Origin of the sequence: Streptomyces sp. NPDC003077, from assembly GCF_040611095.1 — a bacterium.
In the GTDB taxonomy this organism is placed as follows: Bacteria; Actinomycetota; Actinomycetes; order Streptomycetales; family Streptomycetaceae; genus Streptomyces.
Genome location: NZ_JBEXNM010000017.1, coordinates 85,573 through 101,103, shown reverse-complemented (window position 1 = coordinate 101,103; position 15,531 = coordinate 85,573). Strand labels below are relative to the sequence as shown.

Genomic DNA, 15,531 nt, shown 5'->3' with positions numbered 1-15,531 from the left:
CGCGGCGGCATTCAGAGGAAACTCAGAGGCCCGGCCCGCCCCGCCCGCGGCCATGCCGGGAGATGCTGGAGGCACCATGCGGAACCACCCCTCGCCACCCGCCCTGAACAGGCCCGACGGCACCCCTGCCCGGGTACTCGTCGTCGACGACGAACCGGACCTCACCGACGTCCTGGCCGCCGCGCTGCGCGCGGAGGGGTGCGAGGTCCGCACCGCGGCCGACGGTACTTCGGCGCTGGAGACGGCCGCGGCCTTCCACCCCGACGCCGTGGTGCTGGACTGGATGCTGCCCGACATCGACGGGATCGCGGTGCTGCGCCGGCTGCGCGAGCGCGCGCCCGGCCTCTGCGTGCTGTTCCTGACCGCCCGGGACGCGGTGGAGGACCGCATCGCGGGCATCACGGCGGGCGGCGACGACTACGTGACCAAGCCGTTCAGCCTGGAGGAGGTGCTGGCCCGGCTGCGCGGACTGCTGCGCCGGGCCGGCATGACGCACGCGCCCGGCGACCACCGGCTGGTCTTCGCGGACCTGGTGATGGACGAGGAGGCCCGTGAGGTGAGCCGGGCGGGCCAGGTCGTGGACCTGTCGCGCACGGAGTTCGAGCTGCTGCGGTTCCTGATGCGCCATCCGCGCCGGGTCCTGTCCAAGGAACAGATCCTGGACCGGGTCTGGTCCTACGACTTCGGCGGCCGGGCCCATGTCGTCGAGCTCTACATCAGCTACCTCCGCAAGAAGATCGACGCCTGTCGGGAGCCGCTGATCCACACCGTGCGGGGTGTGGGATACGTACTCAAGCAGGCCCCCCGGCAAGGAGGCGCGTCGCCCGCCGGACGGGACACCGGGTACCGCTCCGCGGGCGGGCGCGCGTGAGCGAGCGGCGCCGCCTCCCGCGCCCGCCCCGTTCGCTGCGGGCCCGGCTGACCGCCGGACTGGTGGTGCTCCTCGCCGCGGCGTGCCTGGCTGTGGGCGCCACCACCGTCATCTCCCTGGAACACTTCCTGGTGGGCCGCCTCGACCAGCAGCTCAACGCGTCCGGTGGCCGTTTCGCCGCCAGCCTGGAGCACGGCGAGAGCCCGGACGCGGACAACCGCCCCGACACCCGGGGCCAGGCGAACGGCACCTTCGGCGCCCGGCTGCTGCACGGCCGCGTCACGCAGGCCGCCGTCGTGCGCGACGACGCCCAGGCGGCCGTGCCGCTGGCGGAGGAGGACCGCCGGGCGCTGGCCGCCGTTCCCGTCGGCGGGGGAAGCCGCACCGTCCGGCTCGGCGCCCTGGAGCGCTACCGGGTCACCGCTGTGGCCGGCGACGACGGCGACGTCATGATCACCGGGCTGCCGCTGCGTCCGGTCGAGGACACCGTCCACCGGCTGGAGATGGTCGAGGCGCTGGTGTTCGGCGCCGCCCTGGCCGCGACGGCGGTGGCGGGCACCCTGTGGGTACGGCTCTCCCTCCGGCCCCTGGACCGGGTCGCCACGACCGCCGCCGAAGTCACGCGCATGCCCCTGGCCAGCGGGCAGGTCGCGCTGCCCGCGCCGCTGCCTGCGAGCGACCCGGGCACCGAGGTCGGGCAGGTCGCGACCGCGCTGAACCGGATGCTCGGCCACGTCGGCGACGCCCTCGACCGCCGGCACGCGAGCGAGGAACGGCTGCGGCAGTTCGCCGCCGACGCCGGCCACGAGCTGCGCACCCCCGTCGCCGCCGTCCGGGCCCACGCCGAACTCGCCCTGCGGTACGAGGGCCCGCTCCCTCCGGACGTGCGGCACGCGCTGGAACGCGTCCAGTCCGAAGCGCGACGCATGTCGGGTCTGGTCGACGACCTGCTGCTGCTCGCCCGGCTCGACGCGGGCCGCCCGCTGGCCCGCGAGCCGGTGGACCTCACCCGGCTCGCCCTCGACGCCGTCGACGACGCCCGCGCCGTCGCGCCCGGCCACCGCTGGCTGCTGGACCTGCCACCCGAACCCGTCCACGTCCTGGGCGACTCCCACCGCCTTCACCAGGTCATCGCCAACCTCCTCGGCAACGCCCGCACGCACACCCCCGCGGGCACCGAGGTGATCCTGGCCATCACCCTGTCCCCGGACGGCGCGCAGACGCGGCTCACCGTCACCGACAACGGCCCTGGTATCCCCCCGGCGTCGCAGGCCGACATCTTCGACCGCTTCGTCCGCGCCGACCACGGCCGCTCCCGCACCGCCGGCGGCACCGGCCTCGGCCTGGCCATCGTCCGGGCCGTCACCGCCGCGCACGGCGGCACCGTCCAGGTCACCAGTCGCCCCGGCCACACCCGCTTCCACCTCCACCTGCCGTCCGTGCCCGAGCCCGAGCGGCCGGCCGGGCCGACTGACTGAAGAGGTGACTCCAGCGGTACGAGCGGCGCATGCGATTGCCGTTTCGTGTGCGAGGCGGCGCACAACCACGGCAGCCGCGCGCACGGTCTGTCGTCGGCGCCCTCAGAAGCCTGACCGACCGGTGACCGCGTGCTCTGCCCGGTGCGAAGCCGGTGACTTCACGCCGCGACCAGGTCTTCCGCGGTTCGGCCCCGACTTGCGGAAAAGGGCGCGTGGTTGCCCTGCGTTCACGCGGGCCGAGGTTTATGGCGCCGTGCGTGCAGAACGCGCCAAGTCCCTCGATCTCGCCGTTATTTGATGGCCGTGTCCCACGGCCCGCCTTCTGGGGGCACGTCTACGAGTCCGTATCTCGGAGCTCTCTCGTCGAGGTTTTCCAGGGCGAACAGGGCGAGACGCGCAATGTTATGTTTTCCCGGCAACCGAAGACATCTCGCAGGAGTGGATTGCCCGCGCCGCACCGGAAATGACGCTTGATCTCGGCTCGATGCCCGAGTGGACGCGCAGTTGAATTCGAGGCAGTCCGCTCCCTCACGGCACGGGCGCCTGAGGCGGCACCGTCGCGCTGGTCGCGCCAGGATGAGCGCGACGCGGTGCGCGACCGAGGTGCCGAGGATCGGCCGCATATCGCGGCCGGCCAATTGCCGTGAAGCGGCCGGATGGTCGCCGGCCGGGTCCCGGTGGCCGGTCGGCCGGTAAACGCGCCGGATCGGTTGGATTCGACGCACGGAAATCCTTGGCGTTCTTGGCCGTGCTACTCCCCGTCAATAGTGCGCCCTGTGAGGGCGGTCGAGCGTATGACGCAATGGAGGGTACGTGCGAAGCCCGTCGGCGCGGCGGAGAAACGGTCCGGCTGCCTTCCAGGCCCCCAGGGGGAGAAAGGTCAGTCTTATGAGTACGCAAACCGGCATGGTGAATCAGGAGGAGCCGATCGCGATTGTCGGGGCCGCCTGCCGATTTCCCGGCAAGGCCGTTTCCCTGGCTTTGTTGTGGGGGTTGCTCCGGGACCGTCGGGACACCAGGAGAAAGGTGCCGGCCGAGCGCTGGGAACAAGGGGAACTGAAGGGGCTGCCGGTCCAGGTGGCCGACCGGCTGCGGTACGGCTGCTTCCTGGAGGACGATGTCTACGCCTACGAGCCGGAATTCTTCGGCATCAACGCGCAGGAAGCCCCCTGGGTGGACCCCGAACACCGGCTGCTGGCGGAAGTGGTCTGGGAGGCGATCGAGCACGCCGGTATTCCGGTGCGGCGGCTTTCGGGAACGCCGACGGGCATGTTCTTCGGGATGTACCAGAAGGATTACATGCTGCGGGTGCAGCGGTCCCTGGAAGAGGTCGACGCCTATGCGATGTACACCGGTTTCGACAGCATCGGCTCCGGACGCGTCGGGTTCATGTTGAATTTGCGGGGGCCGCAGACCGTCGTGGAAAGCGCCTGCGCGTCCGGGCTGGTCGCGGTGCACACCGCCTGCCAGAGCCTGCGGGCCGGCGAGTCGGACGTCGCGCTGGCCGGTGCCGTGTCGCTGACCCTCGGCCCGGAGGGGGTCACCGCCCCCGCCCGGTGGGGCGTGTTCTCCCCCAACGGGCGCTGCCGCGCGTTCGACGCCGAGGCCGACGGCTACGTACGCGGCGAGGGCTGCGGAGTGGTCGTGCTCAAACGGCTGGCGGACGCGCGGCGGGCCGGGGACCGGGTGCTGGCGGTGCTGCGCGGTACGGCGGTCAACCAGAACGGCCGCGGTACCCGGCTGAGCGCCCCGTCGGAGCCCGCCCAGATCGACCTCTACCGCCTGGCGCTGGGGCGTGCGGGCGTCGAGGCCGGTGACGTCGGCATGGTGGAGGCGCACGGGCCGGGCACGGCGGTGGGCGACCCGATCGAGTTCGCCGCGGTGGCCGCGGTCTACGGCAAGGGCCGCGACCGGTGCGCGCTGGGCTCGGTGAAGACGAACATCGGCCACACCGAGCCGGTCTCGGGCGTGGCCGGGCTGCTGAAGGCCATCGCCTCCCTGCGGCACGGCCTGGTGCCGGCCAGCCTGCACTTCCGCCGCTGGAACCCGCAGATCGACCCCGGCGGCACCCGGCTCTTCGTCCCCACCGACACCGCCGAGTGGCCGGTGCGCGGCGGCCCCCGCCTGGCCGCGGTCTCCTCGTTCGGCATCAGCGGCGGCAACGCCCACCTCGTCCTCGAAGAGGCTCCCGGCCCGGCCCGCCGCGTCGTCCGCCAGGGCCAGTCCACCGCGTCCGGCCGTACCCGTGACCGCCTCGCCCAGGACACCCCGGGCGGCCACTCGCCGCGGGTCTTCCCGCTCTCCGCGGGCACCGCGGCGGCCCTGCGCTCCGCGGCCGGGCGCCTGGCCCGGTGGCTGCGGAGCGAGGGGGCCGACGTCCCGCTGGGCGATGTCGCGCACACCCTGGCCGTACGGCGCTCACCCGCGCGGGAGCGCGCCGCGATCGTCGCCACCGGGCGGACGGAACTGGTGGCCAGGCTGGAGGAGCTGGCGGCCGGGACCACGGCCCCCGCCGGGGTGGCGACCGGCCGGGCCGTGCCGGACCCCGGGCCGGGGCCGGTCTGGGTCTTCTCCGGGCACGGCTCGCAGTGGGCGGGAATGTGCCAGCGGCTGCTGGACCGCGATCCGCACTTCACCCGGGTCATCGACGAACTCGAACCGCTGGTCGCCGAGGAATCCGGGCTCTCCCTCCGGGAGACGCTGTCCCGGCCCGAGGTGGTGACCGGCTTCGACCGGGTGCAGCCAGTGATCTTCGCGCTCCAGCTCGGTCTGGTCGCCATGTGGCGCTCCCACGGTGTCCAACCGGCGGCCGTGATCGGTCACTCCATGGGAGAGGTGGCGGCGGCGGTGGCCGCCGGAGGGCTGAGCGTCCGGGACGGGGTACGGGTCATCTGCCGCCGGTCGCGCCTGATCCTGCGGACCGCGGGGCGGGGCCTGATGGCCTCGGTCGCCCTGGGCCCGGCCGAGGTGGAGCGGCTGCTGGCCGAACAGGAGGAGAAGGGCGCGACCGTCGCCGTCGTCGCGTCACCGCACAACACCGTCATCGGCGGGGACGCCGACCGCATCCGCCACCTGGCCCGCGACTGGGACGCGCGCGGCATCGGCGTCCGCGTGGTCGACGTGGACGTCGCCTCGCACACCGCCCACATGGACCCCATCCTGCCCGACCTGGCCGACGCGCTGTCCGGTGTCACCGGTACGACGCCGACGGCGGCCTTCTACAGCACCGTCGCCGACGACCCGCGGTCCCGGCCCGGATTCGACGCCGCCTACTGGTCGGACAACCTCCGCCGGGTCGTGCGCTTCGCCGACGCCGTGCACGCGGCGGCCGAGGACGGCCACCGGCTGTTCGTGGAGATCGGGCCGCACCCCGTCCTGCTCCAGCCCGTCCAGGCCACCCTCGCCGCGCACGGCCGCACCGGCACCGCCGTGGTGCCGTCCCTGCTCCGCGACACCGACGACGAGCTGGCGTTCCACACGCACGTGGCGGCGCTGCACTGCGCCGGCCACCCGCTGGACTGGGCCGACCGCTACGGCAAGGGGTCCCTGGCCGACGTCCCGCCCACCACGTGGGACCGCAAGCGGTACGTCGTGGCTCCCTCCCCGCTGCGGCGGACGTCCCCCACGCCCCACCCGCTCACCGGACCGCACACCACGGACCCCGACGGCGCGGGACGCCACCTGTGGCAGGCCCGGATCACCCCGACGACCCTGCCGTGGCTGACCGACCACCGTGTGAACGACGTCGTCGTGGTGCCCGGCGCCGCCCTGTGCGAGATGGCCGTCGCGGCGGCGGCCGACCTGTACGGCACCGGTCCGGAACGCCTGCGCGTCACCGGCGTCGACCTGGAACGGCTCCTGCTGCCGGCGGCGGAGGGCACCCGCGTCACCGCCACCGCCGAGGCGTCCGGTCCCGACAGCGCCCGCTGGCGCGTGGTCGGCACGGCCGCCGACGGCACCGTCGTCCGGCACGCCCGAGCGTGCCTGCACAGGATGCCCGAGGACGAACGGGCACCGCGGGGCCGCGATCCCCTGCGGCTGCCGGAGGAGTTCCCCCACGCCGTGGACGTGCCGGAGATCTACCGGCAGATGCGCGAGGAGCGCGGTGTGCTCCACGGGCCGTCCTTCCTGGGCCTGCGGAGCCTGCACGCGAGTGCGCCGCGGGGCGGGACCGCCGACCGCCCGAAACCGGACCGCTTGCTGGCGCGCATCCAGGTGCCGGACGACGGCCGGGCCGGGGCGCGGGAGTTCCACTGGCATCCCGTCGCGCTGGACACCTGCCTCCAGGCGGTCGCCGCGGCCGTCCTGCGCACCGACGGTCTGCCCGCCGGAGGAATCCTGCCGCGGCGTATCGAGGCACTGCGGCTGTACGGCACGGTTCCGCTCGACGGGTACTGCCTGGTGTCGCTCGAAGAGGCGGACGGCGGCCGGTACACGGCGGACTTCCGGCTGTTCGCCGACGACGGCACCGTGGTCGCGGACGCCACCGGAGTGGAGTTCCACCACGTACCCGCCGAAAGCCCCGAGGAGCGCTTCGCCGGCCGTCTGCTGCAAACGGTCTGGGAGACCCGCGAACCGCCCGGTCCGAAGGCGGCGACCGGGGCCTGGGCGCTCATGGCGGAGACGGGCCGGGAGGCGTCCGCGGCCGAGCTGGGCGAAGCCCTGCGACAGCACGGCGCCACGGTGCGCGTCCTGACGCCGCCCGCGGTCCGCGCGGACCGCGGCGGCGACGAGCCGCCCGCGCTCACCGGGACCGGTGCGCAGGCACTCCAGGCAGTGGTCTATCTGCCGGCCCCCGGCGCGACCGGCGAGGCAGCGGCGCCCGACCGCGAGGCGCGCAACCGCGTCGCCCACCTGCTGGAAGCGACCCGCGCCCTGCCCAGGGCCACGGACGGCGGGACGGCACCGCGCCTGTGGACCGTCACCGGCACCGCCCAGCAGGTCGCCCCCGGCGACCGGCCGGACCTGGGCCAGGCGGGCCTGCGCGGCCTGACGCGGGTCCTGAGCTACGAGCACCCCGAACTGCGCCCCAGCGTCCTGGACGTCGCACCGGACACGCCGGTACGGCAGGTGGCCGCCGAACTGCTGTCCTGCCCCGACGAGGAGGACGAGGTCGCCTACCGGGGCGGAGCGCGCTACCTGGCCCGGCTCCGCAACACTCCGATGGACGAGCGGGACCGCCGCCGCGCGACGGTCGACCGGCGGCGGAACCGGGTGGCCCTCCACCTCGCACGCCCCGGTGACCTGGACTCCTTCGAGTTCGTCGCCCAGCCCCGCCGCCGACCCGGACCGGGCGAGGTCGAGGTCCGCCTCGACGCCACCAGCGTCAACTTCATCAACGTGCTCCAGGCCATGGGCGTCTACCGGCAGTTCCGCACGGAGGACGACGGGCCGGAGGTCTGCGCGTTCGACGGCGCGGGCGTCGTCACCGCCGTCGGCACCGGCGTACGGGACGTCCGCGAGGGCGACCGCGTCGCCGCGATGTTCGTCGACGGCACCCGGACCGCCGTGATGTCCTCCTTCGCCACCGTCCGCGCCGACTGCGTCCTGCCGGTACCGGACACGGTGAGCACCCCGGACGCGGCGGCCCTGCCCTGCGCCTACCTGACCGCCTGGTACGCCCTGCGGCACCTGGCCCGGCTGCGGCCGGGGGAGACGGCGCTCATCCACTCGGCGAGCGGCGGCACCGGCCTGGCCGCGCTGAACCTCGCACGGGCCCGCGGCGCGGACGTCCTGGCCACCGCGGGCAGCGAGGAGAAGCGGGCCTACCTGCGGCGGTCGGGCGTCCGCCACGTGATGGACTCCCGCACGCCGGCCTTCGCCGACCAGGTACGGGACCTCACCGCGGGCCGCGGCGTCGACGTGGTCCTCAACTCCCTCACCGGCCCCGCCCAGACGGCGGGCCTCGACCTGCTGGCGCGCCAGGGCCGCTTCGTGGAACTCGGCAAGCGGGACATCTACGCCAACACCCGGCTAGGCCTGCTGCCCTTCCGCCGCAACGTCACCTTCGCGAGCGTCGACCTCCTGCTGATGCTGCGGAAGGACCCGGAGGTGCTCGCCGTGGGCTACCGCGAACTCGCCGGAATGCTCGCGGACGGCACGCTGCCGCTCCTGCCCCGCACCGATCACCCGGTCGCCGAGGCGTCCTCGGTCTTCCACACCATGGCCGCCGCCCGGCACACCGGCAAACTCGTCCTCACCTGGCCCACCGAGGGCACCGACACCCTGCCCGTGCGGCCCGAGGATGCCACCGTCGTCAGGCCCGGCGGAAGCTACCTGGTCACCGGCGGGCTCGGCGGGCTGGGACTCCTGGTCGCCCGGTGGCTGGCCGAGCGGGGCGCCGGGGCGGTCGTCCTCGCCTCCCGCGGCGCACCGAGCCCCGAGACCCGCGCCGCTCTCGACGCCCTCGCCGACTCCTCCGGCACCCGCCTGGAGGTCGTCAACGGGGACCTCGCGGAACCGGGCACCGCCGACGCCCTGGTGCGCGCCGCGCTGGCCACCGGCTTCCCGCTGCGTGGCGTCGTGCACGCGGCGGCGGTCGTCGAGGACGCCACCGCCGCCAACATCGGCCCCGCCCTCCTGGAGAAGGTCTGGCGCCCCAAGGCGACCGGCGCCTGGCTGCTGCACCACGCCGTCCAGGACCAGGACCTCGACTGGTGGGTCACCTTCTCCTCCGCCGCCTCCCTGCTGGGCAACCCCGGGCAAGGCGCCTACGCGGCGGCCAACGCCTGGCTGGACGAGTTCACCTCCTGGCGCCGCGCCCAGGGTCTGCCGGCCACGTGCGTCAACTGGGGCCCGTGGGCGGAAGCGGGCCGCGGCACCGTCATGGAACAGCGCGGCTACACCATGATCGCGCCCGCGGAGGGCATCGCCGCCCTGGAACGCATCCTCGCCCACGACCGCGCCCGCACCGCCTACACCCCCGCCGACCTGCCCCGGTGGCTGGAGTCCTACCCCGCCACCGCCCGCACCGCCTTCTTCGCCGACCTGGCCGCCGCCTCGGCGGACGCGGGCGTCACCGGCTCCCGCAGCGTCCTGCTGGAAGCGCTGAAGACGGCCGACGGCGCCCAGCAACGCCACCACATCCTGGAAGCGCAGGTCCTCGAACACATCGTCTCCGTGCTCCGGGTGGAGGCCGACCGGCTCGACGCCGACACGTCCCTGGTCACCCTGGGCCTGGACTCCCTCATGGCCATCGCCCTGCGCAACCGCCTGCAACGCGCAACGGCCCTGGACATCCCCAGCACGGTGATGTGGACCCACCCCACCGCCTCCGCACTCACCCACTACCTCCTCGACCGGCTGCACCCGGACCCGGGGCAGGACCACGCCGGCCCGGACGCCGGACCCACCGCCGCCCCGCACCCGCCGGAGACCGGCGAACGCGACCCGGCCGTTTCGAGGTGACCACCATGACGACAGACCCCGCCCACCCCACCCGCGCCCCCAAGACCTGGGACGTGATCGTCATCGGCGCCGGGCCGGCCGGCGCCACCGCGGCCCGCGTCGCCGCGGAGAACGGCTGCGAGGTACTGCTGCTGGAACGCGCGGCCATCCCCCGCTACAAGACCTGCGGCGGAGGACTCATCGGAGAGGCGCTCGCCGCCCTGCCCCCCGGCCTGCCCCTGAACGTCCTCGACACCGCCCGCACGTTCACCTTCGCCCTCGACGGCCGCAAGGAACGCACCCGCACGTCAAGCGCCCCTACCTGCGCCATGGTCTTCCGCAGCGAACTGGACGCGGCCCTGACCGAGGCGGCGGCCACCGCCGGCGCGACGGTCCGCGACAGCACCGCGCTGACCACCCTGAGCGAGCGGGACCACACCGTCACCGTACGGACCAACCGCGGCGAGGCCCTGCACGCCCGGGCCCTGATCGGCGCCGACGGCAGCGCGAGCCGGGTCGCCCGGTATGTGGGAGTGCGCTGCGCCCAAGTGGACCTCGCCCTCGAAGTGGAGGCGCCCGTGGACACGGCGACGGGCGACCGGTGGCGCGGCCGTGCCCTGCTCGAATGGGGCCCCATGCCGGGCTCGTTCGGCTGGGTGTTCCCCAAGGGGGACATCTGCACCGCCGGAGTCGTGGCCGCGCGCGGCGACCCCGACGCCCTGCGCGCCTTCAAAGAGGCGTTCCTGCGACGCCACGGCCTGCACACGTCCCGCCCTCTCCACGACACCGGCCACCTGACCCGATGCCGCCACCCGGACTCACCACTGACCCGCGGACGGGTCCTGGTCGCCGGCGACGCCGCCGCCCTGGTCGACCACTGGTCCCGGGAGGGCATCTCCTACGCCCTGCGCTCGGGTGCCCTCGCGGGCCGCGCCGCGGCCCGTGTCGCCGCCGCACCCGCGGAGGCGGACGCACGGTCCGCGACCGGCACCTACGCCCGGCAGATCGAGGAGGTCCTCGGCGTCGAAATGCGCGCCAGCGCCGCCCTGATGAGCGTCTTCGCGCGCAACCCGGCTTTCCTCCACACCGCGCTGACCCGCGTGCCCCAGGTATGGCGCCACCTCGACACCTACATCGCCGGCCGTTCCAGCGTCGCCCAGATCATGAACACCCCTCTCGCCCGTGTCGCGAGCGCGGTGGGCACCCGGCTGCCGGCCCGGCGGAGGTAGCGCGTTCCCCGGTCCACGCTCGGGGGGAATCAACGGTGCGGCCCGTGACTCCCATGCGCGGTGGAGGACGGGGGAGGCGCTGCGTCCGCCGAGGCTCCGCCGGAGCCGGACGAGTCGCCGATGTCCGGCACCATGTCTGGCCCGGCTTAACGCCGGACCTTCACGCTGAGGCCCCGTGGCGCCTTGGCCGACTTCCCCGGGGCGACGACTTGCCCCACGTCACCGGTGCAGTTCGTTCCCCGGTGAACGACTACATCGCGGTTCGTCTTGTTCTTGATGTCCAGGCCCCGCTTGGGCCATGAGAAACACGCGCCATCATGCGGGTTGATCATTTGTTCGCCGTTGACGGTGAGGTTGCCGGTCGCTGCCTGGGCGCTCGCGGTAGAGGTCAGGCACAGGGCGACGGTGGCCAGGGAGATACCGACCGCGCGCAGGGCGACGGCCCCGCCTGGACGCTTGAGTTTCCGCATTCCGATTCCCTTTCTGCACGTCGACGCTGCCGCGTCTGCTTCGATCGGCCCCGGGGTGTTACCCCGCCTACCCGGGGTCGCCGCAACGGCTTGACGAACGTCCCGTTGTGCTTGCCTCCGACGCGCACCGCGACAAGGTCGCCCATCGCGTAGCCTCCGCCGTTCCCGCACAGGGCGGGCGTGACCCATTCACCGGCCTGGTCGGAGCCTGGTTTTGCCTGCGAGATCCGTCCGCTCGTCGGAAGAGCGCCGGCGGCAAGGATCAGGGTTGGCGGTGGGTGATAAAGGGACGTCACCACCATCAGGGACGTCACCGCTATCTCTGCGTTGCGGGCTGGACACCGCCGCTTTCACTGATGCCCTTGCCTCGGAATCCCCATGCCGAATAATCTCAACATTCGCCCGTTCGGCCCATTCCTCTTATGTTCCCAATATGGGAAGGGAGGGAATGCCGGTGGGGCCACGCCCTTTTGTCCTGTCCTTCGGAAACGACCCGGGCCAGTGGGCGCCGCGAACGGTTTTCCGCCCGACCGGGGCCGGGTGGCGGAGCCCCCGGAGTGCGACGCCCTGATCGCCGCCCCGTCATCACTCTCAAGAGCCGGCGTGGCCGGGATTCGTGCGGCCGAACCGAGGGCGATCACCGGGGGATTGGCCTACAGGGGCTGGCATCCGCACGGCAACGACTCCCGTTGCCTCTGTGGCGTTCGGCGGAGGATAGACGTACGCACTCCGCTTCACCAGGTGGCCGGACCCCGTCCCGTCGGCCGTCTACTGTACGGGCACGGTCGCGCCGCCCGGCGTGGCCACCTGAGGAGGAAAACCATGTCATCGCCCTGCTCCCCTCAGTACGCTCCCGCCGGTGATGTGGGTGCGGCGCTCATGATGATCGACTCTCGGCTCAAGGCCATTCACGACGGCAAGACCGAGATCGACCCCGAACACGAGGCGCTGATCCACCAGTTCACCGAGTCACTCGGCCCCAAGGGGGCGCGTGACGTGCTGGACGGAGCGTGCACGCTCATCTACATGTTCATGGTGTGGCTGCGGCAGGCCCACGAGGAGCACGACAAGGACGTCATCGAGTACGTGGTGCCGAGCCTCGTGGCCACGATGCGCATGATGCCCAAGAGCGTCCGCCCGGAGGCCGTCCCGACGATGGCCGGGCTGGTCATCGCCGCGGGCACCGGGCTGAGCCCCAACCTGTGGCGCAAGCAGTACGGGGACTGGACCGAGGAGGAGATGACTCCCCTGGAGGTCACCGCCTTCCTGCTCGCGGAGCACATCAACCGCATCACCGACGACCCCGACTTCGCCACCCGCATGATCACCGAAGCGCTGTCCAGGGCGGACGAGGCCTGACGCGCCGTCTCGTCCGCGAGGGTCCCTCTTGAAGCGGTCCTCAGGCGCGCGGTCCGGGTCCCTGAGGGGCGTACGTCTCCAGGTAGGCGGTCACCATGCGCCGGGCTTCGGCGATCGTGGCCTCGTCACCGTCGGGGGAGCGCCGGAACGCGACGTCGAAGAGCCGGTTGCCGACCTCGAACGCGAGCCGCAGAACCAGCTGAGGGGTGTCCGCGGTGATCAGATCGCGCTCGACGAGGAAGCGCCGGAGGCGCTCGGCCTGCGCCGTGTCGTACGCGCGCATGATCTCGTCGAGCATCGCGTGGCGGCCGGCGAACCACAGCTCCGTGCAGCTCTTGTGCTGCCGGAAGTAGCCGAGCGGCGGGTTGATGATCGCGTCGGCGGCGTCTCGCAGCGTGCGCACCTCGGAGTTGTCGAGCGCGGCGCTGGTCAGCGCGTCGAGGGCGTTCGCGTGGCGCCGCAGGAGCTCGGCGTCGACCTGGTACCGGTCGGCGAAGTAGTGGTACATGGAGGCGATCGGGATGCCCGCTCGCTCACCGATCGCCTTGAGCGTGGCGGCCTCGTAGCCCTGCTCGCCGAGCAGCGTCTCGGCGGCGTCCAGGATGGCCTTTCTGCGCTCTATCCCACGGCGCTGCACGGCTGGGCGGGCCTGCACCGGGGATGCCGGACTTTTATCGAACATGATTCGAGATCGTATCAGGATTCCGCCGAAATCGGCCTGTGATCGCATTGCGCGGTCCGGGTGGCCGTGCTGGGCGTGAAGCGGGCCGAGTGGCCCCCGTCGCCTTCAGGTCTCGCCCTCCGGGCGCCCGGGCGCCCGCCGCGACTCCGCGGGCCGGGCTCTCGCGTCGGCGCGCGTTGACAGTGTCTGCGTGAGCTCTAAACTCGAAGTCGATTCGAGAACGTGTTTGGCGATACGCCGCCGTGCGGCCATCCCCCAGCGGCGCGGCGGCCCCAGGAGAACGGAGAACGCCGTGAGCGACAGTTGCGACGTGGTGGTGATCGGTGCCGGCTTCGCCGGGGTCACCGCGGCCCGGGACCTCAGCGTCTCGGGTCATTCGGTGATCCACCTCGAAGCGCGCGACCGTGTCGGCGGCCGGACCTTCACGGGCCAAGCCTTCGGCCGTCCTGTGGAGTTCGGCGGAACCTATGTGCACTGGAGCATGCCGAACGTCTGGCACGAGATGCAGCGCCACAACATCCCGCCGGCGACGACCCTCCAGGCGGACACGGTGTACTGGCTGGCCGGCGGCACGGTGCACTCCGGCACCCAGCGTGAGTACGCCGAGGCCGTGGCTCCCTCCGCGGCGCGGTTCTTCGCCGACGCGAGGACGCGGTTCCCCCGGCCGTTCGACGTCACCGCGGGCGACACCGGTGAGATAGAGAAGCAGACCCTCGCGGACCGGCTCGACTCCCTCGGCCTGTCCGCACACGACAGGGACCTTCTGGAAGGCATCCTCGCCACGTTCGTCCACTCTCCCGACGAGCAGGGCCTCGCGCAGTTCCTCCTCTGGGCCTCCGTGAACTTCGGGGACTGGGGTGCCTTCCTGGAGACCGCCGGGTTCTTTCCGATCCAGGGCGGGACCAAGCGGCTCATCGAGGCCATCCTGAGCGAGTCGAAGGCCGACCTCCGGCTGTCCACGCCCGTCGGCGCCGTCGAGGACGACGGCTCCGGCGTCACCGTGACCACCCGCGCGGGCGAGCGGATCAGGGCGCGCTCCGTCGTGGTCGCCGTCCCGCTCAACACCCTGGGCGACATGACCCTCACCCCCGAGGTCGCGGCGCCGGTGCGCGGCATGATCGAGCGGAAGCACCCGATGAGGACGGGCAAGATCCTGGCCAGGGTCAAGGGCGAGATCGAACCCTTCCTGGCCGTCGCCCCGGCCGGAAAGAACCCGATCTGCACCGCCAAGGCCGAGTACCGGCACGACGGCGACACGCTGCTCTCGTGCTTCGTCGCCGACCCCGCGTCCCTGGACGCCGGGGACCGCGAGGGTGTGCAAGCGGCGTTGCGGACCTTCGTCCCCGCCGTCGAGGTGATCGATACGGCCGGCCACGACTGGAGTGGTGACGAGTTCGCCCAGGGCACGTGGGCGCATCACCGGCCCGGCGACCTGACCCGGGTCGTTCCGCGGATGCGCGAACCCCACGGGCGCGTCCACTTCGCAGGGGCGGACTTCGCGGGCATGTACGTCACGGGGATCGAGGGGGCCATGGAGACCGGCGCGGGCGCGGCCCGGAAGATCGTTGCGGCCCTGGCCGACGGCTCGTACTGATCGGGTGCGTCCTCGTCGAGGAGAACCGTGGGCGACAGCGCCGTGGCGGTGATCGCCTGGCGTGCGCCGGACGTCCTGGCCGAGGCCGTCGCTCTGCTCGGTGGTGGTCGGCGTCGCCGGTTGCGCCGGTGACACCGACCACCGGGACGAGGGGGTGATCGCGGCGGCGCTCGACACTTTCGGCCGTGCCGTTCTGTCCGCCGACCATGCGGGCATCCCCTTGTTCATGGTCCGCTGACAGAATGCGCTCTCGATGCGGTGCGCGAGACCGTCGGTGTCGTTTTTGTTTCAGAGGACTGATGGGCCAATAGGTACGTGCCGAGCTGGTGTGGCGGATCTGCGGATCGTCTGGGTGACGAGGGCGCGCCCTGGCCCCGCTGTTCCGGACGCGATACCCCTTCGGCTCCGCGGCGAAGTACGGCTGAATGCGGGTGGTCGCCTCCAACTCGCCCATGCTGTTCG

General features: G+C 72.8%; 8 protein-coding genes. 6 read left to right on the top strand and 2 right to left on the bottom strand.

Features of this window, described 5'->3' with window-relative positions:
• Positions 1–76 precede the first annotated feature (76 nt).
• The 4 genes from ABZX96_RS14625 to ABZX96_RS14610 all read left to right on the top strand — a co-directional run bounded on the left by ABZX96_RS14625 (position 77) and on the right by ABZX96_RS14610 (position 10,964).
• Positions 77–871 (top strand): response regulator transcription factor, encoded by a 795-nt coding sequence (locus tag ABZX96_RS14625; protein ID WP_355543395.1) that lies wholly within the window; start codon positions 77–79, stop codon positions 869–871.
• Positions 868–2,349, top strand: a complete 1,482-nt coding sequence (locus tag ABZX96_RS14620; protein ID WP_355543393.1) for a HAMP domain-containing sensor histidine kinase — start codon at positions 868–870, stop codon at positions 2,347–2,349. Before ABZX96_RS14625 ends, ABZX96_RS14620 begins: the two co-directional genes overlap by 4 nt.
• Positions 2,350–3,237: 888 nt before the next feature.
• A complete protein-coding gene (locus ABZX96_RS14615; protein WP_355543390.1) occupies positions 3,238–9,756 on the top strand; it encodes a type I polyketide synthase in 6,519 nt (2,172 codons plus the stop codon).
• A 5-nt stretch (positions 9,757–9,761) separates the two neighbouring features.
• Positions 9,762–10,964 carry a geranylgeranyl reductase family protein gene (locus ABZX96_RS14610; protein WP_355543387.1) on the top strand — a complete coding sequence of 401 codons (1,203 nt, stop codon included), beginning with the start codon at positions 9,762–9,764 and terminating at the stop codon, positions 10,962–10,964.
• Positions 10,965–11,110: 146 nt separating this feature from the next.
• On the opposite strand, the gene ABZX96_RS14605 is transcribed toward ABZX96_RS14610, so the two are convergent.
• The gene (locus ABZX96_RS14605) at positions 11,111–11,434 is read right to left on the bottom strand and encodes a hypothetical protein (protein WP_355543384.1); all 324 of its coding nucleotides are present in this window, start codon (positions 11,432–11,434) and stop codon (positions 11,111–11,113) included.
• Positions 11,435–12,256: 822 nt separating this feature from the next.
• On the opposite strand from ABZX96_RS14605, the gene ABZX96_RS14600 reads away from it, so the two are divergent.
• A complete protein-coding gene (locus tag ABZX96_RS14600; RefSeq protein WP_355543382.1) occupies positions 12,257–12,793 on the top strand; it encodes a hypothetical protein in 537 nt (178 codons plus the stop codon).
• A gap of 40 nt (positions 12,794–12,833) precedes the next feature.
• Here ABZX96_RS14600 and ABZX96_RS14595 read toward each other — a convergent pair whose 3' ends face one another.
• The gene (locus ABZX96_RS14595) at positions 12,834–13,475 is read right to left on the bottom strand and encodes a TetR/AcrR family transcriptional regulator (RefSeq protein WP_355543380.1); all 642 of its coding nucleotides are present in this window, start codon (positions 13,473–13,475) and stop codon (positions 12,834–12,836) included.
• 292 nt (positions 13,476–13,767) lie between these two features.
• On the opposite strand from ABZX96_RS14595, the gene ABZX96_RS14590 reads away from it, so the two are divergent.
• A complete protein-coding gene (locus ABZX96_RS14590; protein ID WP_355543377.1) occupies positions 13,768–15,069 on the top strand; it encodes an NAD(P)/FAD-dependent oxidoreductase in 1,302 nt (433 codons plus the stop codon).
• The last annotated feature ends 462 nt before the right edge of the window (positions 15,070–15,531 follow it).

Bases quoted from the DNA above. Each gene is read 5' to 3' on its own strand.
- ABZX96_RS14625 (WP_355543395.1), top strand. From the start codon at position 77: ATGCGGAACCACCCCTCGCCACCCGCCCTGAACAGGCCCGACGGCACC.
- ABZX96_RS14615 (WP_355543390.1), top strand. From the start codon at position 3,238: ATGAGTACGCAAACCGGCATGGTGAATCAGGAGGAGCCGATCGCGATT.
- ABZX96_RS14610 (WP_355543387.1), top strand. From the start codon at position 9,762: ATGACGACAGACCCCGCCCACCCCACCCGCGCCCCCAAGACCTGGGAC.
- ABZX96_RS14605 (WP_355543384.1), bottom strand. From the start codon at position 11,434: ATGCGGAAACTCAAGCGTCCAGGCGGGGCCGTCGCCCTGCGCGCGGTC.
- ABZX96_RS14600 (WP_355543382.1), top strand. From the start codon at position 12,257: ATGTCATCGCCCTGCTCCCCTCAGTACGCTCCCGCCGGTGATGTGGGT.
- ABZX96_RS14595 (WP_355543380.1), bottom strand. From the start codon at position 13,475: ATGTTCGATAAAAGTCCGGCATCCCCGGTGCAGGCCCGCCCAGCCGTG.